This is a genomic window from Pontibacter sp. MBLB2868 (assembly GCF_051904785.1).
Lineage (GTDB): Bacteria > Bacteroidota > Bacteroidia > Cytophagales > Hymenobacteraceae > Pontibacter.
Map to the genome: position 1 here is coordinate 3,848,490 of NZ_CP196710.1, position 23,213 is coordinate 3,871,702.

At 42.2% G+C, this 23,213-nt stretch carries 16 protein-coding genes and 1 pseudogene; 2 read left to right on the plus strand and 15 right to left on the minus strand.

All coding sequences use genetic code 11. The features are described from left to right. Window positions 1-313: 313 nt before the first annotated feature. The 13 genes from ACSX1A_RS16410 to ACSX1A_RS16470 all read right to left on the minus strand — a co-directional run bounded on the left by ACSX1A_RS16410 (window position 314) and on the right by ACSX1A_RS16470 (window position 19,954). Entirely contained in the window at window positions 314-1,582 is a 1,269-nt protein-coding gene (locus ACSX1A_RS16410) for an McrC family protein (RefSeq protein ID WP_439880727.1), read from the minus strand. Further along, window positions 1,572-4,607 carry an AAA family ATPase gene (locus ACSX1A_RS16415; RefSeq protein WP_439880728.1) on the minus strand — a complete coding sequence of 1,012 codons (3,036 nt, stop codon included), beginning with the start codon at window positions 4,605-4,607 and terminating at the stop codon, window positions 1,572-1,574. The genes ACSX1A_RS16410 and ACSX1A_RS16415 overlap by 11 nt, the downstream gene beginning before the upstream one ends. 238 nt (window positions 4,608-4,845) lie before the next feature. After that, window positions 4,846-5,766: a hypothetical protein gene (locus ACSX1A_RS16420; protein WP_439880729.1), complete on the minus strand. Its 921-nt coding sequence runs from the start codon at window positions 5,764-5,766 to the stop codon at window positions 4,846-4,848. A 349-nt stretch (window positions 5,767-6,115) separates the two neighbouring features. Beyond that, entirely contained in the window at window positions 6,116-7,012 is an 897-nt protein-coding gene (locus tag ACSX1A_RS16425) for a hypothetical protein (protein ID WP_439880730.1), read from the minus strand. After that, window positions 7,002-8,255 (minus strand): hypothetical protein, encoded by a 1,254-nt coding sequence (locus tag ACSX1A_RS16430; RefSeq protein ID WP_439880731.1) that lies wholly within the window; start codon window positions 8,253-8,255, stop codon window positions 7,002-7,004. The genes ACSX1A_RS16425 and ACSX1A_RS16430 overlap by 11 nt, the downstream gene beginning before the upstream one ends. Window positions 8,256-8,257: 2 nt before the next feature. After that, the gene (locus ACSX1A_RS16435) at window positions 8,258-8,671 is read right to left on the minus strand and encodes a hypothetical protein (RefSeq protein ID WP_439880732.1); all 414 of its coding nucleotides are present in this window, start codon (window positions 8,669-8,671) and stop codon (window positions 8,258-8,260) included. 498 nt (window positions 8,672-9,169) lie between these two features. Further along, entirely contained in the window at window positions 9,170-9,856 is a 687-nt protein-coding gene (locus tag ACSX1A_RS16440; RefSeq protein WP_439880733.1) for a M48 family metallopeptidase, read from the minus strand. Continuing rightward, window positions 9,819-13,094 (minus strand): type I restriction endonuclease subunit R, encoded by a 3,276-nt coding sequence (locus ACSX1A_RS16445; RefSeq protein ID WP_439880734.1) that lies wholly within the window; start codon window positions 13,092-13,094, stop codon window positions 9,819-9,821. Before ACSX1A_RS16445 ends, ACSX1A_RS16440 begins: the two co-directional genes overlap by 38 nt. Before the next feature lie 19 nt (window positions 13,095-13,113). Then, the gene (locus ACSX1A_RS16450) at window positions 13,114-13,953 is read right to left on the minus strand and encodes a hypothetical protein (RefSeq protein WP_439880735.1); all 840 of its coding nucleotides are present in this window, start codon (window positions 13,951-13,953) and stop codon (window positions 13,114-13,116) included. A 97-nt stretch (window positions 13,954-14,050) separates the two neighbouring features. Then, complete coding sequence (locus ACSX1A_RS16455; RefSeq protein ID WP_439880736.1) at window positions 14,051-15,361, minus strand: restriction endonuclease subunit S; 1,311 nt, start codon at window positions 15,359-15,361, stop codon at window positions 14,051-14,053. Beyond that, window positions 15,354-17,747, minus strand: a complete 2,394-nt coding sequence (locus ACSX1A_RS16460) for an N-6 DNA methylase (RefSeq protein ID WP_439880737.1) — start codon at window positions 17,745-17,747, stop codon at window positions 15,354-15,356. The genes ACSX1A_RS16455 and ACSX1A_RS16460 overlap by 8 nt, the downstream gene beginning before the upstream one ends. Before the next feature lie 91 nt (window positions 17,748-17,838). After that, window positions 17,839-18,678, minus strand: coding sequence for a hypothetical protein (locus ACSX1A_RS16465; RefSeq protein ID WP_299818095.1), 840 nt, complete (start codon window positions 18,676-18,678; stop codon window positions 17,839-17,841). 31 nt (window positions 18,679-18,709) lie between these two features. Next, entirely contained in the window at window positions 18,710-19,954 is a 1,245-nt protein-coding gene (locus ACSX1A_RS16470) for a PD-(D/E)XK nuclease family protein (protein WP_439880738.1), read from the minus strand. A 53-nt stretch (window positions 19,955-20,007) separates the two neighbouring features. Between ACSX1A_RS16470 and ACSX1A_RS16475 the strand changes: the two genes are divergently transcribed. Both ACSX1A_RS16475 and ACSX1A_RS16480 read left to right on the plus strand, forming a co-directional pair. Continuing rightward, window positions 20,008-20,628 carry a hypothetical protein gene (locus tag ACSX1A_RS16475; RefSeq protein WP_439880739.1) on the plus strand — a complete coding sequence of 207 codons (621 nt, stop codon included), beginning with the start codon at window positions 20,008-20,010 and terminating at the stop codon, window positions 20,626-20,628. A gap of 169 nt (window positions 20,629-20,797) precedes the next feature. Then, window positions 20,798-21,476 (plus strand): annotated as a pseudogene (locus tag ACSX1A_RS16480) (SOS response-associated peptidase). A gap of 121 nt (window positions 21,477-21,597) precedes the next feature. Here the strand turns inward: ACSX1A_RS16480 and ACSX1A_RS16485 are convergent. Beyond that, window positions 21,598-22,104 (minus strand): hypothetical protein, encoded by a 507-nt coding sequence (locus tag ACSX1A_RS16485; RefSeq protein ID WP_439880740.1) that lies wholly within the window; start codon window positions 22,102-22,104, stop codon window positions 21,598-21,600. A gap of 90 nt (window positions 22,105-22,194) precedes the next feature. Next, window positions 22,195-23,211 (minus strand): PorP/SprF family type IX secretion system membrane protein, encoded by a 1,017-nt coding sequence (locus tag ACSX1A_RS16490; protein ID WP_439880741.1) that lies wholly within the window; start codon window positions 23,209-23,211, stop codon window positions 22,195-22,197. Between the last annotated feature and the right edge of the window lie 2 nt (window positions 23,212-23,213).

Consider the following 23,213-nt stretch of genomic DNA (forward strand, 5'->3'; position numbering starts at 1 on the left):
CCAGAATTCCTTTGTCTGCTGGTAGTCTAGCGAAGGAAAAATAGAATTTGGATTCTCTTCATCTGTCTCCAGCTCGTCTTTGTAGAACCGCACTTTCTTCCTGCATTTCGGGCACTTGGAGAATAATTTACTCGCATCTCTGCCTATAACTATTCCACAGGCATCGCAGTAGGCTGGCTCAATTTGAGTTCTAGTGTCTGGATAGCTAAACCCTATACCTTGCATGATTGCTTCTGACTCTAGCCCGCATGGACATACGGCTTGAATAATGCTCCCCATATATTTTAATGATTCCTGTTTTCCACAATACAGATCAACTTGCTAATGGAGTCAAACCCGTTACAGATTCAATAATCCTTTTACCGACTCCCTGCATCAAACTTCCATCTGGTTCAACTAAGTCTATGAAGTCTAAGCTACATGAATGATTGTCTGCGTAAAAATCAGAAGGATGATACGCTTCATGTAGCTTCTGTATTCCATGCACCTGAGGGTATAGTAGTGTACTATGATTTGCACCAAAGTGTATATTGTAAGCATACATCTGCTTTAAATCACTATCAGAGGGTGTATGATCTGAAAGTACTTTCCACTTTGTATCAACAATTACTTTCTGCTTGACCTTTATACCACCTTCATCTTCTTCATATTGAATTACTATATCCGGACGGATAGTCTTAGAGCTCCAGAACTTCCTGCTTGACTGTCCAGATACAAATAGCTTATTTGCTTGAAACAACTGCTCGTCCTTCTTTATCTGCCTATAAACATACTTTTCAAACAGCTGATTCATGTCAAACATAATAGAAAGAATGTTTTCGCCACCTGAGGATAAATCCGGACTATAGTTAAGAATGATTAGTTTAGAAAGTTGAACTACCTGCTCGTAAGGCTGTGTTTTTCGATTAAATCGAACTTTACTAAATGTAGCATTTGTAGCTACTATGTCATCAAAATCACCAAAGGTATAGAGCAACCTAGACGCATTACTTCTTATATGTGCAGAACTAACACCTGCTAAAATAATAAGCGCCTTTTTTATTATCTGATGTAACAGGTGGTCCCGATCATATACCTGATGATCAGTAAAGAATCGCTCTTTATGTACAAGGTTCCTTTTTATCTGCTCTTGAAAAAGCAATCTGCCCTTTAAGGCCTTCTGATTGTTTTGCTCTTGCCGATAGCGCTTTACCAATCCCTGATGCACTAGTTGGTCAACTCCTTCCAGAAACTGCCAAAGAAACAGCTCCAGCAGCGAAGATGAGCGCAACCGAAGCATCGCATTTGATAAGGAAGAAACTGATAGATACCCAGTTTCTCTAAGAAGCAGGAATAAGGCCTTCTGCCACTTTTCAGTGTCATCTCCTACATCAGCTTTAGGTAACACTTCAATCGTAAGTCCATCAACTTGTATTACCCCTACATAGCTTTTAAAATGCAGACGTTTATGCCCAACATTGAAATAGGTATTACCCTGCTTCTCATTGTATTGCACAAGTCTATCAAAATGCTTTGAAGTGAATTTATCTTCATCCACTTCAAGACACGAATGCTCAAAGACTTGTACTACATTAACCGGCATATACCTGTTTAAATGTATCTACTGTCCAAGATGCTGAATCGGTAAATTCAAATACATCTTTATCATTTAACTCATAGTCATTACCCCAATTACCTTTTGCGAACTTTCTTCTGCCTGTGGCCCCATTGGATTTCTTCTTTACAAAACCTTCTCCCAGAACCATGCCTATGCGCCCATAGTCGCCATAGAAATATTCCTGTAGCAGGGGAATGATGTTGTCTTTAAAGATCTTTTTAAGCTCTGATAGTACATCATCTGTATGTGCTAAGGAGATAAAATAGGAGTGACCGATACAGTGATCCCTATTCAGGAGCACTTCAATTCTATCATTGATGGCTATGAATAGTTCCTGAGGGCTTACCCCTGGGAACTCCGTTCCTACGAAATACTTATTTATATCAAAGCCAATCTCTCCCTCTCCCTTCATACTATTCCAAATAGTATACTTTCTAGTATGCAGATCTTCTGGTGTTCCGATAAGTTCCAGTACCATGGTTTCGGCAACCTTATAACGATTGCTTTGCCAATTGTTATCCTTGTGACGCCATAACAGGTTATAAAAAATGTGGGCTGCACTTGGCACTAGCGCAGCATCCGGAGCCAGTTCTTTGAATGAGAAACGGCGCCTAAGAGCAGTATCGAGGGCCTCTACACTTCGGTCTGCTGTATTCATAGTTCCCAGCAGGTAGAGGTTAGCAGGAACAGAGAAGTCTTCTTTAGAATACGGCAGGGCAACTTTTAGTTGTTCTGTATTGCCAGCTCTCTTATCAGGCTCTATGAGAGTTATCAATTCTCCGAATATTTGAGAGACATTACCCCGGTTTATCTCATCTATAATAAGAACATGGTTCTTTCGGAACATTTCAGTTACTGGAGCCGATTCAAAATAACTTTGCTTAATCAGTCCTTTGTTCAGACTATAGACCGTCTGCTGTGAGAAAGCTTTCTTGTAAAGTTCGGTTACTGGTAAGCTAATTTCCTTTGCCAGCCACTTTACCTTGCGGAAGTGGTTGTAAGAAACAGGGGAATCTTCTTCGAAAAAATAGTCACCGCTTATTTGTGCGATAGCGCGAATTTTATAGTTGCCGTTTGAAACAAACACAAAGTCGCCGGGCTTCATGTCCACTACAAACATCTTTACAGCAGTCGTCTCATACTTACTTCTTTCTAGTCCATCTTTATCTAAAAGATCCTTTATCTCCTTTCGACTCTTTACTCCTTCGAAATTTGTTCCGCCGCCCCATCCTAAGGCAATACTATCGTTCTTTAAGCAGTACTGATAGATTTCATCATCATCCGAAGAGGCTGTATTACCAACAGACATTTTATAGAAACGTGCATTTTTGAAGTTTTCCCTTATGATACTTTTAAACTGATCTGACTGATTTTTAGGTTCATAGTTCACATAGCTTTCTGCTCTTTCACACATATTCTTAAAGATGCCTGGTAGAAGCTCATAAGCGATGTCGCCAGATTGTGTTAATGCGGCTTCCTCCTCTTCTTCTCCTTTCGTTTCTTCAGAAGGTAGCACCGGTTTAATACCCTCTACAAAGTCTTCATAAGAGAATGACTGATGGAATGTAACAAACTCAACCTGTTTGCGCTCCTGATAAACCTGAAACTGCTTATTTATAGTATCCCTTGTCGGATACTTTTTCTTCAGTTCTTCTTCCGATAGTTCTTCTATTATCTGGAGGGCATACTGCTTCGTGTGGTATGTTTTGCCTGTACCAGGAGGTCCATATAATATCTGATTTAATGGCATAGTATGCTTAGCAGTATCTCTATCATTTTGATTCTGTTCTTCGTTTTTAGTTGCTTTAGTCTGGCTTGGCTGGAAGTTGAATAAGGTAGCTCTGTAAGCCTTATCAAAAGCAGCTTTTCTGAAGGCTGTATTATCATACTCTTTACGCTCAGTGCTAATATCTCTTTCTATCTCAAATTGAACAGCCTCAACAATGGCATCTATATGTTGCTGGACAACCTGCGCAGACGTATTTTTAAAGTATGCCGCTGTGTCACCGCCAGTAAAGCCTTCTCTTTCAACTCCAGGAATATCATTATCTTCTGGCGCGATGAAGAAAAATGAATTATTCTTTAAGTTCAGGCAGTATCGCTTGCCAACATGAAAACCTAGATGCCTCGATCCTGTGCTAAATACTAGGTTATCTTCGTCTGGTAAGGAAAGTTCATCTATGATGAAGTCTAATGTCTGAAAGTAGACGTTTAGATTATCAACAGAACACTTACTAACTCTTTCTTTAAATTCCTTTTCATCTTTTTGAAAGGAATGATTAATAGAACCATTCAGCTCTCTCCATTTAGGAAGCTCTTCTGCTACATCTTTTGTAAGTTCTTCCCAGCTACTATACGGCTTATCTACTGAGGTAAATCCATTGCTCTCAACTCTATGACCTTTGTATAAGCCACCACTAATACCATCTTTATCAATTCGGAAAAACAGTTGATATGCATCCTGCGGACTTGTCGCCTCATCTGGAATTATAGCCCCCCAAACATGATCAGTACCATAATTATTAGGCCCATCAAAGTCATTCCAGTGCGCTTTAGCATTGGGAATCGAATTTTCTGCAATAATATCGTTTGCCAGGTGTTGTAGGGTTTGCCTTGTTACCTGCTTTTCTGCTTGACTATAGAAGAAGGGGAAAAGTATAATGTATGGATCTTTCCATTGATGAAACATCCCCAGCCTACTCGTTTTGTAGGCTTTTATACTCTGGAGGTATTCAGGTGAAGGAGCGTAATGAGAGGTAATGTCTCTACTTTCAATTGTTTCTTTGAGTTCGTCTATTGTTTGCTGGCTAACCTTTTCCCCATTAAGTAGTTTCTGAGCGATCAGGAAGCGAAGCAGAACAACTGGCTTAAAAGTTTTATCAGGTTGCCAGTCATTAACTAGCCCAATAAGAGTGTCCTGCTCAACATTATTAAGCTCATTAAATATGACTGTGGTATCCCGTAGCTTGTGTAGCTCTTTACTCTTATCAACAAGGTTATCTATAGTCACTTTATGCTGGCTTATAAGTACAAGAAATTTGGAGTTAAATAAACAGTTAAACTTCTTTGAAGTAGTTCATAGCATTCAGCTCTTACCTAAAGAAGCTTTGCGAAGCATCTCAGCAAACAGGTTCTATTATTTTAATTTGGTTTCTGAATGTTAATAGAAATGCTAGAAGAGAATCAACAAATTTATAATAAGAACATATTTGTACTCCAATTAACAGGAACTCTTCTTACCCTTTTCTCTAAAAGGTATTTGGTTCAGCTTCTAGTTTTAAATTTCGCATCAATAGTTCAGCAAAACCTTCAAAGCTATCTACATAGCGGCCTTCTAAGAAGGTAGAGCTGAAATCATTGAACACTACTGTATCCCCATTATAATAGAACCAATATTTAGCTATTGTACCACAGTTATGAAAGCTATGACACGCTTCATATGTGAAAAAGCATAAGTGTTCTTTTTCTTTATTTTTTAAATAGTGTTCTGTAAAATGTCCGAGAGCTATACACTTACCACCATACAAGAAAGCTACATCTGCTTTAACTCCACTCCCTAATTTATAATCATAGATGACTTCTATTCCTGATTCAGTAAATGTCGACAGGTTTTGTAATTCTTCTTCTAATGAATACTTGATAGTAGCCTTAGAAATAACATTTCCATTCAGGGTGTACTTCGTTTCACCTCCATATCCACTAGCGTGGAACAAATGATCTTCCTCTTCAAAACAGATATGATCATAGTCAGGACTAACGATATAATCTCCCCACTTATTCATCACTCCCATTCTATAATCATCAGGATCTATGCCATAATATTCTGCTGAATCATAAGCTAATAGTTGCCTCCCTCTAACCTGAACTACAAAACAATCATGATGTTCTAGTAAATCTTCCTCAACAGAGTATATATCCCTCAACATTACTTGGCCAGAACTTGATACTAAGGCCATAGCATAATTTTCATCCCAATCATAGTAGCTAATACTTATCAACTTCTGGTCTTCTCCGTACCAGTCACACTCAGAAATATCTACATCAAGTAGTCTATTGAGATTGATTTCAGTTGCATCTTTATTATTGATTAAGCGCCAAACAGTTATAACTTCCTGATCTTTTTCATCTTCATTTATCACCTCCCGGCAATCTTTTAGTTCTAATTCCATTTATGCTGTATAAGTTAATAGTAAGTTGAGGAACAGTTTCCAATATGACATTACATAAATATATAGATATTTACTTATATGTATAAAAGCTTGTAATAAAATTAATTTCAACGAATTGTCTTGAACACAACTGTTAAAAATGGTTTACCTGAAGGCGAAGATCGTCAATGGCACAGAGTACTTTCACGACTTTACTAGTATCTATGGATAAAGTAAAGAGCCTAATGGACTAAAAGGTATAATTACACACTTTAGTCCATTAGGCTTCTTGTTAAAAAGGCTGATTTCACGTATCTAATTCCCAGGCTCATACCATTTAATGAACCTATGTCGGGAAAACCCTCAGGGGCTAATTACTCCTGAAAAAGCTTTCGATTCGCTTCTCTGTGTTTGATGGTAAATCAGTATGATATAACACTTTGTTCCCTACCTTCATTTCATCAAACCACTTTCCTAGATAAGCGCGAATGATGTCCTCATCGTTTCTATGCGCGGGGGACGGGTTAATTTCTAAAACTAACACATCCAGATTTTCATAGCTTTGCTCCGAAGCAATTAAGCCATAGTTTTCTTTTTCAAACTTTTCCTTCCAGTTAGAATTGTCTCTAAATCCTTCTTTTTGAAAAAAGTTGGCTGTTATAAATGCGGTTTTGTTTTCCTGTCTGTCTTTGGATTGCGAATGGTATAGGTAGCCATCTGTTACAATAACCAAAACATTTCTGTATTGTGGGTTTGGGTCTATGCAAAGCTCCTTTGCATCATACTTGAAAAAGCGCCAAATATCAGATCCTGGCCAATTCTTGGTTCTTATAGCTTGCGCATAGATCTCTTCCAGTCCTTCTTTGAAAGTAGTAGTTATGTTGTCGTAAACTTCTTTTTTGCCTTTGTTATCTAACTTTGTCAAGTCAACTGACAAACTGCTGGCAATGCTGTTTATGTTAGGATCTTTCGGGGCAGGAGTGAACAGGACTCTTATTTTGTCCTTAGCTTTAAAGGCTCCCTTAGCCTTCATATTGTTTTTGAAGATTTCTGTTATTTTGTTTACAACCTGAATATCTCTTTCACTCTGTGATGGTTGCATTGGTTGTACTACTCTGTCAGAAAGATCTAAAACAATACTGATGTTGAGTAAATCTGGCTGCACAGCACTTGTTGGTTCACTGGCAGAAGCTTCTGTTTGCTCTGTCTCTGCTTGGCATCCAAAAAGAGATAAAGCTATAAGAAGAATCGTTAGTCTATTTTTCATTCTCTTGTGTTAAAGCTTCTAAAGGTTTTACATTTAGATTGATAAAATCACAAACAATATTGTGGGCATTTTGTCGGAGCATTTCATTGCTACTGTTGAAATTCAGGAACTCAAGCCAGCCATCTAAAAACCGCATAAGAGAATGCTCCAACTCTTTAGGTTTGATAACATCGGAGTGCTCCAGTATAGTATTAAGCTTTTCTATTTCCGTATTGTTTGTTCCTATGGTGTAAGTGAGCTTGTTGATTTCTTCGTCCAGTTTCTGTACCTGTTCCTCCTTCTTTAATATTTCTTCCTTCTTAGCATTAATTAATACACTTAGCTGGTCCAGCTTGCCGTATGCTTCCATCACAAAGTCAAAAACAAAGCCCCAGATCAAGTACACGATAAAACCAGCAAAGATGATGAGCCAGAAGTTCACAGACTGAAATGCCATTGCTACTGTATAATGCGGTAAGCTGTCGAAACTATTCTCAGCTTTTATCATGTAAATCTTTTCTGTAATCTCATAGGCTAGTATGCAGTCAAATATGAAGGTCACTAAAATCAGCATAGCTATTTTAGGATATTTCCCCCACCCTTTTACCTCCTGAAACTTGTGTATCAGGTAACCTAACCCTAAGAATACAAAAGGGATCGTGAGGATTAGTATCAATTCAGTAAAGCCGTCACGGAAAGCTATTGTAAGTGCCTTGGGGTCAAATATGGAACTGGCAACGCCGATTTCATTTAACGTGAACTCTTTGAAGAATGCAGAGAATGAAGCAGAGCTATAAAAAATAAAAAGGTAGACAGTCAAAAATGCCAGAATAATACAACCCACCATGAAACCGGCTTTCCCAACCTTATCGCCTATAAACTGATCAGGGTTCTTTTTTATTTCTCTGATTTCCTCCTGCAAGTATTCAATTTTGCTTTCCAGCTTTGGAAGCTCTTCAGATTTGATCTTTTCTATCCGCTCCTGGAGAAAATCATTCTTTTTGATGTACTCCTTTAGCTTTACCCTGTAAGGTTGCTTAGCTTTCTCTTGCTCTATCTCATCTTTTCGTAAGATTTCCTTATGATTATGGTAAATTTTGCCAATACATGTTTTTAGCCCTGTTTCTGAAGCTCCATGATTCAGAGCCTTTGCCTTTCCTTCGTCGTACCAATCAACCAAAACAAACTCCTCAAATGAAGGTGTGCGCTCAATAGTATCAGTTTGGCTGGTATTATCGAAGATTCCTTTAAATAGCTTAACCATAATTAAAGAGCCTGTTTTACTTGTTCAATAATCACCTTCTTATCAGTCCCTTTGGTTGCCTCTTCTATTAAGAATTGCATAATGGCTGATATATTCTGCTCCTCAAAGCCGAACTTTTTACAAAATTTCCTGAGCGTCAACTCTTCATTCTCATCAACTCTTCCGTCCGCCAAGATCATGGTAACATAATCATACAAGTACTCTATTTTGGTTAGGGTATCCTGTGGAACAGTAAATCTTATACTGTCAGGGTGTAGAATAATCTTTTCAATTTCCTCTCTTGCAACCCCCTTTTTTTGTCCCAGCTCGAAAAGCATTTCAAGTTCTTCAGAATCAATCTGAGTGTCAGAAAGAGCCAGGAAGTACAGGTTAAGGAAGTGACTCTTAAGTTCCTGGTCAAGTATTGTTGTTTGCATAACTTTGATAAATAGTATTTAGGAATATATTAGAAGGCAAAATTGTATGGCATTTCCAGCCACAGCTAATAGAGAAATCTAAAATCTCTTTTGCAGGAGAACTCACTCTTTCTATACTTATATAAAAAGTGCCTACTTGCTTGTTTTGTCTCTTTTGATACAAAATGATAAAGCTTGGCTAAGGGTGTTTTCTTTCTTAATGAAAAATTTTCAGAAGTAAAGTTCTAATATAGTTAAAATATACTAATATTCTAATGTTCTGCTGATTTTTATAGAGAAAATTATGAGCAATAATTAACGATATTGTTGCTGCTGTTCAGAAGCATTAAATACTAAAGCTACCTATTGAGTAGTACTGTATGGTTTCTTATCGTAAGCCGGGGGATTGAGCAGGCTGTAAAGTAGGGGAGAGCTTTGAATAGATAAATTTCTGCCTCAGTAGCGTATTCAATCAACAGAGGATATTTATAAGCATTAGAAGCTATTGCTACTTAGTTTCTACAAATCCATCCCAGCCCCATTCACCCGCAGCCAGTTCTTCCTTTCACGGTAATCCGGCAGCACCTTGTCAACTTCGTTCCAGAAGGCTTCGGAGTGGTTGGCGTAGATAAGGTGGGCCAGTTCGTGCACGATGATGTAATCTAGAACCTTGAGCGGGGCCATCATGCACTTCCAGTGGAAGTTGAGGTCGCCTTTGGTATTGCAGCTGGCCCAGCGGTTTTGCAGGTCCATAATCTTGATTTCGCTGGTGGTGAGACCCATCAGCTTTTCATAATAGCGCACGCGCTCCGGTATGCGCTTGGCGCCTTTCTCTTTGTAGTACTGCTTGAAGACCTGTTCAGCTTTAGGGGCGTGCTTCTTCTGCAGCAGAAAATAGCCATCTTTTAGCTTTAGCGGAGCTTCCTGCTGCTCTACCAGCTCCAGCCTATAGTTGCGACCCAGGTAGAGATAGCTTTCGCCGTTTACAGCTTCGCGTGTTTTCTTTACCTGGTTCAGCTCTTCCAGTTCTGCTTGGTGCTTAAAGATAGAAGCGGCTTTGCTGTCTACCAGCTCGTCAATGGCTGCATCGGATAGTTCTTTTGGAGCCATCACCATTACCTCACCGTCACGCTCTACATAGATACTGACTGTTTTGCGCTGGCTTCGCTTAAGATTGTACTGGATCAGGTGCTTGCTGCTCTTCATGTATCAACTCGTTGTGTCTGCGCCTTGCCAAGTCCAGCAGGTCATTTATAATCTTGTTCTCATGCTCAATCAGCGCCTCTACATCCGACGAAATAAGAATGTCTGACAGGTCGCCTTTGAGCAGGTCTATCTCGCTGCCCTTTTCCCAGAAGCTGGTAAACTTAATGGTGGCCCGCATCAGCTTTACAGCCAGCTTTAAAGTAGCTTTTGCTTTTTCTTCCTCTTCAGCTGATGGTGCTTTGCCTTTGAAGGCGGTCTGCATCATCAGGTCGTAGAAAGGAGCTTCGGTGGCAGAGAGCCCGGCTATACCTTCCTGACGGCCGGCAGCGGCTTCGTTGCGCAGGTCTTCCAGAGCTTTTACCATGGCATCCCAATCGTCGTGGTGTTGCTGCAGGAGCTTCTCCAGACGCTCGCTCAGTTTGGTGTAAAAGGCTGGGTCATCATCCACGTTTACCTTAATGTGCTTACGGATGGCGTGCTCCATTTCCGAGGCCACGGCTTTCGGGTTGCTGTTCTTCCTGGCTTCTTTGATGAAATCTTTGGAGAGCAACTCTACCGGCGGGATCTTCGGGTTAATGCCCAAGCTTACCAGGTGCTCGTTGATGAGCTGGCGAATCTTCTCGCCGGCACCTTCTATGTTGATGGTGTCGTCTTTGTAGCGGTTGCGGATAAGGATCTGCAGGTGGCCCAGTTGCTTGGCAGGTATGCGATAAGGCGAAGCGGCAGGACGCGGAAGCACAATGTCCATGCTCTCCATGAACTGTTTCAGGTATACGTCGAAGCTGGAGCGGAACTTAATGTCTGCGGCCAGTTCTATGCATTGCTCCTGTAGCTTGAGCAGGGTGGGGATGTCCTTTATCTGTTGGGTCAGGTACTTCTCAAAATTGGCCACACCTTTGCCCTCGAAGAGCTGCACCAGCCTGCGGTAACGCGACTCCAGCACCGGTATCTCCGTCTCCACACCCTTCAGGTTCTCCATGATCTCCTGCACCTCTTCGAAGCCGTAAATGCTGAGGGCGGTTTGCAAGTTTTGGGTGTTGGTGGCATAGTCTATCACATAGCCGCGGGTTTTGCCTTTGTAGGTTCGGTTTACGCGGGCAATGGCCTGCAGCAGGTTGTGCTCCTTCAGCTTTTTATCCAGGTACATCACCTGCTCAATAGGGGCATCGAAACCAGTCAGCAGCATATCGCATACTACCAGGAAGGCGATACCTGTTTCGGGTTTATCGTAGTCGAAGGCTTTCTTGAAGTTATCTACGGCGTTGGCGGCAGAAGCTTCTTTACGAGCCTGCGTAATGATGGCTTCTTCGTTCGTGCCCTGCCCGGAAACTACAGCGTATACCTGCAGGAACTCCAGCTTTTTGATCAGTTCTTCATCTGGTTTGGCTTCAGCCTTCAGCGCAGCTACTTTCTCTTGCAGCGCCTTTAGCAGGGCATCTTTGTAGCGCACGGCTGCCAGCACCGAACTAGTTACCACCTGTGCCTTAAAGCCATTGGGCAGGATGTTTTCGGTGTAGTGGTTTACTATATCTTTGGCTACAGCTGCAATATGCTCTTCTGCCTCACGCAGGTCGCTGCCGATGGCGTACTTGCGCTTGATAAGCTCTTTCTCTTTCTGCTCTTTGCTGCCGAAAGCCTCTTCAAACTTCTGGTCCAGTCCGCTCTTGTCGTTGATGGCGTTGTCGGGTTCGCGGCCTTCGTACAGGATAGGGATAGTAGCCCCGTCGTTTACGGCATCGCGCAGGCGATACTGGTCTATGTAGCCGCCGAAGCGGTCGTGTGTCTTTTTCTTATGGCGCTCTGTGATGAGCGGTGTACCGGTAAAGGCGATCTTAGTAGCGTTCGGGAAAGCCTCAAACAGGTTGTTGCCCAGGTCGCTGCTCTGGGTTCGGTGCGCCTCGTCTATCAGGATCAGGATCTTCTCGGATGGGTTTACCTCTCCGAACACGTTGAACTGCTTTAGCGGCTCTGCTGCCTGGCTTAGTATTTCACCGGCTATACCTGCAAGCTTGTACTCCTTTGCCTGGAACTTGTGCATCATCACCATTACGGCGTTGCTGGTAGGGGTGGAGAGCTTCGGCTTTACATCTTTTATACTTTCGATAAAGTCTATTTTCTCGCCGGTGAGTGTGGCGGTGTCGCTGAGCTGGTCTTCCAGGTCGGTGCGGTCATTTACGAGCAGTACCTTGTAGTCTTTCAGCTTCTCTACTGTGCGCAGCTTTTTGATCAGCATCACCATAGTTAAGCTCTTACCGGAGCCTTGCGTATGCCATACCACACCAGAGCGTTCCATGGGCGTCTGGCCTTTTTTCAGGCGCTCTACTATTTTGCCCACGGCACGGTACTGCTGATAGCGGCACACAATCTTGGCCTCTTTGCCTCCGCCTACTGGCATAAACAGGGTAAAGCTGCGAACAATATCCAGCAGGGTAGTAGGTGGCAAAATGCCCTGCACCAGCCGCTCCTGGCTGCGCTCCACATCCAGCGGCTTAATGTAGTTCTGGAAAGCTTCTGGGTAGATGTACTTCCACTCCGAAAAGAACTGCTCATCGAGGCTGGTGATGGTGCCGTAGCAGGCTTTGTCGCCGTAGGTGGCTACGCAGATCTGATTGTACCAGAACAGGCTTTCTTCGCCTTCCTTCAGGCCGGCGGCGTGGGTGGAAGGGCGTTGGTTGCTATAGCGCTGCAGCTGCTTCAGGGCCTCGTGCAGCGGGTTGGTGGTGTAGGCATTGGTGTTCTTGCACTCCACCACTACCAGCGGCAGACCGTTCACGAACAGCACCACATCGGGAATGATACAGGCTTTTGCCAGCCCCGGCGTATCTACCTTAAACTGGTTGATGGCAATGAAGCTGTTGCGCTCGGGATGGTCAAAATCTATCAGCTTGACAGGACGCGGATCGGCGGGGTCGTCGTGGTAATCGGCGCGAAGGCTGTTGTTGAGCAGCGTGTGCGTAAAACTCTTGTTGGCCTCCAGCAGGTGCATACGCCCGAAGTCGCTGATCTCGTTGTAGAGCTCCTCTACCTGCTTCTCGCTCAGCCAGGACTGACCGTTCTCATCTAGGTTTATACTTTGTAGAGCTTTCATCACCACGCCGGGCAGTAGCACTTCTTTGAAGTTGGTGCGCAGCGAGAGTGTAGCATCTGTGGGTATACCGGCAGGCTGCTCATATACTTGCCAGCCGAGGTTCTTCAGCTGCTTCAGGAAGGGTTGCTCTACTAAAGTATGTTCTGTCATAGGAGTGGCGTATGCTATGCTAGCTGTGCGATAATGGGGCTGGTTTATAAAACATTTCTTCTTCCACTCTTTCTATTGAAAAGTATGGGTCTGGTTTAGCTTTAAAATCGTCGATAACCAAAACTCTAGTCTTATTTAAAAAGAAGTCACTCAAAATAATCTCCTTTGAATTTGGTTCACTCTCCTTTTTCCTAATTATTTCTCTTGTGAAGTTAACTATATCAAGAAGTTTGTCTTTTTCCGTGGATGTTTGAACAATGAAAATAATCTTAGAAAAGGCATGGTGTAGGAAGCCTTTAGGATGCTGAATATATAGAGGGAGCCCCTCTACTCCATCTATACGTAGCCCTTCTGTTGCGTCTCTTTTTGTCCATCTCCATTCTCTTTCATGTGTCCAGTCATTTAAGTCATTGATGCCAGTAAGCATATATCTGTATTGCTCATTTATAGGAAGTGCTGGATTGTACATTTCATCTGATTTCAATGCTTTGACTTCTATTTCTGAAGGTGTTGATGTGCCGTAGATTACATTCCGAGTGCCGCTTCTAAAAAGTTCTTGCTTACTTAAAGCTATACCATAGCAATCAATTTTATCTCTGTTCTTTCTGTTGCTTGCATACACATTTAGCGCCCATAAAGGCATTTCAGTAAAACAAACTGCTGGTTCAGGACCAAACACCGTGCGTTTCTCTCCTCTGTATGACCATCCACTTTTAATATACCCATCATATATTATTTGTTCAAGAACTTGATAAGCTGAACGACCGTTCGCGTTTCTAGTAAAGTGTATTAGGTAGTCTGTACAGTCAATCCGTCCTATCTTTAGTCGTCTTATAGTATCAGCAGGAGTATATGTCATTTGTTAAAGTAATTAACTGTTAAAAATTAAAGTGTGAAGAATACTTTTGAGAATTTTCTAAGTACCAAAACTTGAAAATTGTTTGAGCTTTGACTGATTAATAAATAGCCCGCTCGTCCACCTGCACACGCACTTTACCTGAAAGTAAATCAGACATTAAGCCTTTTTTCAGCAATTGTAGTTTAGATAAGCTTTCCTCTTCTGATTTTATCTTTGAAGCCATAGCTTCTAACTTTTCTGATATTGCTTTGATCTCTTTGTTTTCAATTTTCGGAAAAGAGAAAGATCGAATCTGCTGATAGTTCAAGCCTTCTCGGTTTCCGCCAGCATTTAACCTGTAGATTTGGTTCTGACCAAAATGAGAGTTGAGGAAAGTAGAGGCAAAAACAGCTAACTCATGAGAAACTTCATTAAATCTAATGATACAAACGTGCTGGTTAACATTTGCTTCTCCTAAACCTGAAGGGTAGTAAGCGCACCTGCCAATTGAAGCACCTGTAATGTTAAGCAGTACATCGTTAGGTATAACCTTCGAGCCAGCCATTTTCTCATTGATGGTTTCACTTATGTATGCAGCGTCTTCAAGAGATAGCTCCCCAGTAAGGACATTCTGACTTCTAATAAAGAGAACACCTTCATTGAGGTAGACTTCACTACCACCTGTTGGAGTAACTCCACTTCCAACTTTTTCAGTTAGTGAACCAATAGACTCAATATCCCAGTCCTTCGGAATCATACCCAGCGGAGAAGGTTTGTATAGCTCAGGAGCGTCTTGGTAGCGGGGGCGGAGTTTGCCTGTGGCCACGTCTATACCACGGGTGAAGAGATCTTGCATCAGCCCTTGCTTGATGGCTTTATACTTGGCAATGATGGCCTCCGTCTTCTCAATCTGCCCATCCACCGTCCGCAGAATTTTAGCTATTTTCTGCTGTTCAGCTTTTCTTTCCGGTAAAAAGACCTTTTCAGAAGATAAGTAGTCTTCAAGCTTAAAATTTATCAAACCAGTTGTCTGCTGCTGGTATTTTAAAACTTTAAGTTCTTGATAGTTTTGAAACAAAGTATAAAACAAATACCTACTATCTACTTCATCTATAGGTTCGAGTCTTTGTATGAAATTAGAGCACGTATAATTCCCAGAACCTTCCTCAAAGTATACAACTCTACCTACTGGTTGATCAGGGCTGCCACCAGACTTTTCAAGTAGAATATCACCCTTATTTAGCTTTCTACTTGATATTTTAGAAGCAGGAATATTTCTTAGAACAATATCTTTTGCATTAACTATTCCCTTGTTTGTGAAGTTAGTAGAGCGAAGAACAATAAAATCTAGTTCATCGCCTATTGGCTCACTTCCCCACTCACCAGGTACAGAAGTCTTAATTAGCTTGCGAATCTCTACTTTATTCATACCCTAACTCCACTAAAAATTCTTGTAAAATAGTCTGCTCTTCTTCTCTGCTGTTCAATAGCTCCTTCAGGTTCATCTGGTACTTCTCAAACAAGTTTTCTAGCTGAGCCAGCACCTCCATCTGGTTTTGCTTCAGGTGCGTTTGCAGGCCTGCCCATAGCACATTTTGCCAACGCTGTAGTATCAGTTTTTCGGCATCGGCAGGCGTTATTTTCTGGCGGGCCACTTCTACCAGCTCGTCTTTATTTTTCTCTATCGTGTTGATGTCGGTTTTCAGCGTCTTTAGCTCTTTTGTCAGGGCCTCGTGCTTCGCCACCAGCGCTTTTATACTTTTGTCGGTCTTGGCTTTTGCCTTTAGGTCTTTCAGCTGATTTTTAGGCAGGGCACCGCTTTCGCTGTTTTCCCAGTCGTAGTCTTCGCTTTCGGCTTCTTCCAGGGCGGCTTCTATCTCCGCTATGCGTGCCTTATATTGCCCTATCTTCTCCAGCTGCTCCGGAAACTGCGAGGCCAGTATATCGGCATCCGGTATAAGCTCTGGTCCCCAGCCGCTGGCCGCCACCGATTTCAGGTCACTGTTCAGGTCGCTCCAGAAGCCGGCAAAAGCACCGCGCAGCTGCGAGTCGCTAAGCATCGGCAAAGGCTGGAAGAACTCCACCAGCGACGTATAGCCCTGCTGCTTTACCTCGTGCAGCGGCTTATCGTTTGGCAGTTGCTGCAGCTCCTGCTGGTACTGGCTCCACCACAGGTTAAACATTTTGTCGTACTGCTGCAGTACTTCGGCTACACCTGTATGAGCCTCCACCAGCGGCTTTATACTTTCCTTTTCGGTTATGTGCTCCTGGAACTGCAGGTAGTTCGGTTTCAGGTCGCAGAACAAATCTTCTTTCAGGCCCTTGTAGTGCTCCATACCGTTCTGTTTCAACGCCTCCACCTCGCTGGCAGGTATGCCGCCATTCAGGTGCGCGTGCACGTCGTGCGGCTCCGGGGCAGGGGAGTTGTCCACGTAACGGCGGATGTTCAGGTTAAAGTCTTCCTGCGCCAGCTCCAGGTGCGAAACCAGCCTTGCGTACTTCTCCACCTGCTGGCGGTTATGGTACACGTAGCTGATCTTCTCAATATCTTCAGGGCGCAGCTTGTTCTGAGCCTTGCCCTCTTTGTATTCTTTGTCGGCGTTGATGAACAGCACCTCTTTGCGGTCCGTAGCATCTTTCTTATTTACCACCAGCACGCAGGCAGGTATACCGGTGCCGTAGAACAGTCCCGGCGGTAGTCCGATTACGGCCTCCAGCAGTCCGCTCCGCACCAGCCAGGTACGGCAGGCTTTCTCCTCACCGCCCCGGAACAGCACTCCGTGTGGCATCACCACCGCCATACGGCCTGTGGTTTTGAGTGTGCTTACCATGTGCTGCACAAACATAAAGTCGCCTTTCTTGCCGCTCTCCGGCATCCAGTACTTAAAGCGGTCTTTGTGCAGCATCTCTTTAGAAGTGTAGTTCTGGCTGAACGGCGGGTTAGCGATCACGCGGTCGTAGCGGCGCAGTTCCCCGTTCTCCTGCAGGTGCTGCGGGTTCTTCAGGGTGTCTTCGTTGCGGATGTCGGCAGAGTAGAAGCCGTGCAGCAGCATGTTCATGCGGCAAAGCGCCCAGGTAGTGCCGTTGAGCTCCTGCCCGTACAGCGCCAGGTCGCGGGTGTTACCGCCCATATCCTCCACATAGTTCTTGCTCTGGATCAGCATACCACCTGAGCCCACCGTAGGGTCGTAAATACTCATGCCCTGTGCCGGCTCCAGTATGGTTACCAGCAGGCGCACCACCTCGGCAGGCGTATAGAACTCGCCGCCTTTCTTGCCTGCACTGTCGGCAAAGTACTTGATCAGGTATTCGTAGGCAGCACCCAGCAGGTCCGGAAACTCAAAGTCAGAGTCCTTAAGCGGGATGTTCTCGAAGTGCTGGATAAACTCAACCAGCTTTGCATCGTCCATCGCCTTCTGGCCGATCTTCTTGTTGTAGTTAATGCCTTTCAGCACGTCCTGCAGGGTGTTCGGGTTTGCATCCTCAATGGCTGCCAGCGCTTTATTGAGTGATGTACCCACATCCTTCTTCAGGTGGCGGATGTTCTTCCAGAGCGACTGCTCCGGAATGTAGAAGTTATACTTGTTCGGGTTATCGAGCTGCTTCTGTATCAGCTCTTCGCTCCAGCCCTTCGCCTCGTACTCTTTCTTCAGGTTGGCTCTGTCTTCCTCAAACTTGTCAGACAGACGCTTCAGGAACAGCATCCCGAAGATATGCTCCTTAAACTCAGAGGCATCCATGTTGCCTCGCAGAATGTCGCAGGCCTTGAGTAAAAGGGACTCTAATTTTGGTAGGGTAAGTTTATGTTTAATCATTTTACTTTCACGCTTTATAGCGTGAAAGTACAGGAAATATAGGTGAATTAATAGTTGATATTTTTATAGTTTGTTGTATTATGTAGTGGCCTTAGCATAAAACTGACTTAGACATGTTAGGGTTTTTCTGATGTCTCAACCTAAATAGTAAATCATCAATTTGCTCTAGTTTTGATTGTATAAATTCAATGTTTTGATCTTTATTTATAAGGCTCTTAGATGGATGGGCTACTGAATTTCTTAGTTTATTCATTGAATACAGTTCTTCCCATTCTTCATTTGAAGTATACCCTAAAATAAGGTGAAGATTAAATTCTTTAATTATTTCAAAAAATTGCCTAAAGTATAAGCTTTCCGTTATACTATTTTCATAATCTTCGGATAGTAGCTTATTATAATTTTTTACTAATGATCTGATTTTATTATCATATTTAGCTTTCTCTTTTAAGTTTTCTAGTAGCACTCCTTCTTCTATATTATCCTGAATAAATTCACTTAATGTTCTTTCTAACTCGCACACCAGACTAAAAATATATACTTGTGCGCTCCTGGTGTTTAAATTACTCAGAGAGACCAAGCCTGAAACTTTTCCATTTAGGGTTAAAAAAAAGTGGCTTTTAGACATATAGCCAAACTTGAATATGAGCTCCTTTATACTTGTATCTAGCGTGATAGTGTCTTTATATGTAATGATTTCGCGAGTAGCAGCACTGTAGTCATTTAGTGATACCGATCTAAAGTACTCATATGCCTGACCATCAGATGAAATTATTGGGAGAATATTGAACCTGTTCTCCTGCATGATAGTGAGATAATTGTTACCATCAATTTCACTATCTTTTATTGCTACCCATTTATTTTTGCTAACACCTATCGTTGCAGCGGTGATGTTTGGATTTATTACGTCGTGATAGTAAAGTTCTTCAATCATAGCTTTATCTGTATAATTAAGTATCAATCTCTTAGTTGGAAACCATTGTTGTTAGAAAGCCATCAATATTACATTCTTCCAGATAGGCTTTTGCTTCACTCCATAGATCAGCTATATATTGTTTTCTAAAAGAAGGGTCTGCTATTAGTAAGGTTCTCTTATCAGAGAATGCTTCAAAATTTACAGGTTTACTAAAATACTTTTTTGCAACCCATCGTTCGTCTTTTCTTTCGATAGTCGATTTACACATTAATGCCAGTTGGTCGTACTCAGAACTGCTGCTTTTATGTCTGTCTTTGCCGTTGCCCAGCACAGTTATACCGCAGTATATGTTTCTAGTACCTCGTCTGATGTACAAGCAGATTATATCATCCTTATGATGCGCTAACTCAATCATAATTCCGAACCAAGGGTTACGGTTTCTATTTTTATGAATTACACTATTCAGCTTTTGTGCATCAAACTTCTCATTCGGGAGTATACTGAAGCCGTCATTGCTAATCTCAGCTTCGAGTTCATTCCAAAAGTCCCACTCCGTGTACCATTTAATGTGCTTCCAGTTCTTTACTATTTTAGAAGCTTTTAAAATGTTATCGTTTTCTGAAAGCAATTCTTTTATCTCAATTCGTTCTTCTGCAGGCATAGAGTTACCAGTAAGTTCTTCAATTAATTTTTTGTATTGGACGATAGTTTCTCTAAGAGTGGGCTTTGTAGAAACCTCCTTTAGGCATGAATCCAGCCAAGGGAGAATCTCATTGCCATAGGAACATAGAAAGAGTTTTTTATAAAGTTTAGGATCAGTCTTTAACGCACCAAGACTGAAGTCACTCGGCTCCTTTCCATCCAATGTGAGGTAAATAATCTTGATTTCCTGTGCACCTTCAGCTTCCATAATCTCATGATACCTGTCAAGCTGTCTCTTCTGATCTCTGGCCCAGATCTTATTCTCAATAATTATCGCCTTTATGCCACTTCTTATTAGGATGTCAATGTCGTTGTATTCCTTGTGTACTCGTGCATTTGGGTATTGAGTTACTGTCAAATTAAACAGTTCGAGAAAGCTTTTTAGGAAGGTGTCACCTAGTCTATGGCTACCTGTCGGATTAAGTAATTCTGCAATGAATCTCGAGTGAATCCTTACTTCATCAGTTTTACTCCTGAGTATGCCGAAAATATTAAAATCATCCTGCTCGCGCAGCTTTTTATATTTGAAATCTATTACTCCAATTTTATCTAGAAGTGTTTGCATGTAAATCAGCTTGTTTTCGTATCCCATAAAATTACAATATAAATTATGGCATATATAGTATAATATCAAAGTAATAGAAGATGAAAGAAGATAGCTTGTCAACGAAAGACATGTTGCTAAACATCGGCTCCATGAGAAATAAAGCCCATAGCCTAATCGGAAACGGAAAGGGATATGAGGACCTTCTAAAATGTATACTTGCAAGAGACTTTTATCATGACGAAGATATTCCGGTGCCTTCACTAAAAGAACTAAGTGAGGCGAGCGGGGTAAAGTATGGGAAAGTAAGGAAGCTTATAGAGGCCATATACGATGACCTTGTGATGAATTATGAGGCACGCCCGGTGTTTACCTTTCATAAATTCCGTTATGAACTCTTGATTAGAGGGTATAGTAAAAACAAGTTCTTAAGCATGGAGGTTGATCAGTTGCCTATCATGCCCAGAGTAGGGGAGGAGATTTCCTTACCATTCTTCTCGGCGTACCTGGAGACATCCCACTTCTTTGTCGAAAAGATAAGCTATGAGCTTGAAGAAGAGGTGCAAGTGGTTCAAATATGGCTACAGGCAGGATACTACAACTCCTATTGGCATTACAGGAAGGATAAAGCTAAAGAAGAGCATGAGCTTGGTTTGATGGACTTTTTCCGTCTGGATGAGTTTGAGTTAAAAGAGAAGCTGAAAGTTGGGTTGTATAGGTAAAGCCTTAAGCCGCCTGACTTCTATTTAGTAGAATTAACCTATTTTAGCTCTTACAAAGAAAGAACAGTTATGAGGTCATATACCCAATCATATACTTATTAAGCTTTAGCGGAATCAGCCGGATTGGGTGTTACAAGTTGTAACAAAAAGTAATAAACAATTATAACAGATGTGTGGCAGGTATTCCGTAACCATTACGGTAAAAGATAAGAACAACAAAGCTTCCCGTATAGCACGATTGCTGGAGAAGTTGAAGATGGATTCGTACTACAATGCCGCACCTTCCCAGCTGTTACCGGTTGTAACAGGGGATGAGCCGGAGAAAGCACAGCTCTTTTCCTGGGGATTGTTGCCGCATTGGGCTAAAGACAATAACTACAGAAATAAGGCAGTCAATGCTCGTGCGGAAACGCTTTTGGAGAAGCCAAGCTTCCGGGAATTGATCAACCGCAGGCGCTGCCTTGTTCCGGCAGACGGATTTTACGAATGGCGGAAAAATACCTTACCGCTTCCTCCTTAAGAGCGAAGAACTGTTCACTTTTGCCGGACTTTGGGATGAGTGGACGGACACCGAAACAGGTGAAGCACAGCAAACTTTCACTATCATTACTACGGAAGCAAACGATCTTGTAAAGCCGACTCACGACCGGATGCCGGTAATCCTTACGCCGGAAAAAGAAGAGGCTTGGCTTGATGTAACAAAAAGTAACAACTTGTTACAGGAAATCTTACAGCCTTTTCCGGTAGCAGAGATGAAGTCTTATGCCGTTTCTCCGCTAGTTAATTCTGTAGCTAACAATACACCTGCTGTTTTAGCTCAGGCGCCGGAACAGGGTAGTCTGTTTTAGAAGAGTTACTAGTTGTAACAAGAACATTCCATTAAACAAGTTTACTTAAAAAAAATAACTTCACCGCTATGCTTATATTACTTTAAGCAGCCCTACCATTTGATTTATAGAACTAATGATTTTAGTTGAAAATATCATCTATTTCTTTATTTGCAGATCTCCCATTTAACAAATTATCAAAATTTTGAAGCATCTCTTTATCACTAAATTCTATAAAAGTATCATAGCTGCTATTGTATGGCTTTATCATTAACTCAAAGGACCCATCTTCAAAGCCTTTGAACAACAACACTATTTCAGAAGTGATCTGATCTACATATCCATGGAATTTGTACTGTTCTTTATCCATGACTTTAAAGCGACAGATTTCTTTTTCGAAGGCTTTCTGATGCAATTCATTTAACTTGACCCATTCAAGAGCCTTTTTTATTCCTTGTTTAAGAGTTACCAGCGCACCTGGTCCTAGCCTGTAAGCCTTATCAAGTCTCAACTCGTCACCAAAAGACTTGCTATAAGTTTCTATGTAAGTATCTGCCCCGTTGATAGAAACGCTAATTTTCTCTTGTGAATAAACAAAGTGGATTTGAAGTAAAAACACGATTGTTATTGTTAATGCTTTTAAGTTCATGATGCTAACTTTATATGTTGGCGATAAGCTTTTATTAGTTTATTAAGTTAAAGTCATGCTTGGGTTACCTTTTGGAGTAACACATAATAATTACCAAATCCACTGTGGGCAAATAACTTTTCTGCGGTTGTTCAGTTTGAACCCCACAACAATTTCATGGCTATTGGCACTCACTCGATTAATATCAGACGTAGTAAAATCATAAGAATAACTCACATCAGCGTAATAGCCCAGATGCACTCCTGCCATTACTGAAGTCGCGTCTTTATGCCTGTATGAAAGCCCTGCCCAGACCCGCTCAACAAAGATGGCTTTGGCATTAACATCTACAGTAGTTAATCCACCCTCGGCCATTTTCACCAGAACAGAGGGTATTACATCTAAGCTATAGGACACAGGAATCCTGAAACCGCCCGTGGCATAAAAGTGTGGCTGCAATGAAGCACGCGGACTGTTATTCACCTCTATATCATTCTTGCTCTTCACCAGTTGAAGCCCGGAAGCCCCAACATAAAAGTCACGGCTGTACAGCCAGAGGCCGACCCCTAAATCAAGCTTATTGATACTCCCAACGTCACCTGCTAAGTAGGGGTCGTCTGGCGTGGTTAGGTCTAGGTCATTTTTATTTAGCCGGTACTGTACCAAACCAGTGGAAACTCCACTGGAGGCATACACCCCGTCAGCGATAGGTAAATGAAAGGCATAACTCACATTCACAGATGACGTGGTGAGCAGGCCGGAGCGGTCCATCTGGATTACAGCACCGACACCATGATGCGGCTGTTTATAAAATCGGTTGTTTTTATTTGATTTTGAAATTGGCATAAACTTACCAGCATTATATGCCCGAGCCTTACGTACAGGAACATTCCTATCATTCTTGTTAAGGGATGTATGGATGCTGGAATAGAAGGTCAAAGGAGCATCCTCCAGTCCAATCCACTGACTCCTGAACCCTAAACGTGCATCGGTGTAGCTCTCGATCCCACCTACTGCTGGGTTCAGCAAGTAATTATTTTGAACGTACTGACTGAACTGCGGCCGTTGCTGCCCAATCGCTGTTAAGCACATGCAGCAGAAAATTAAAACTGTAGTTAAAGACTTCATGT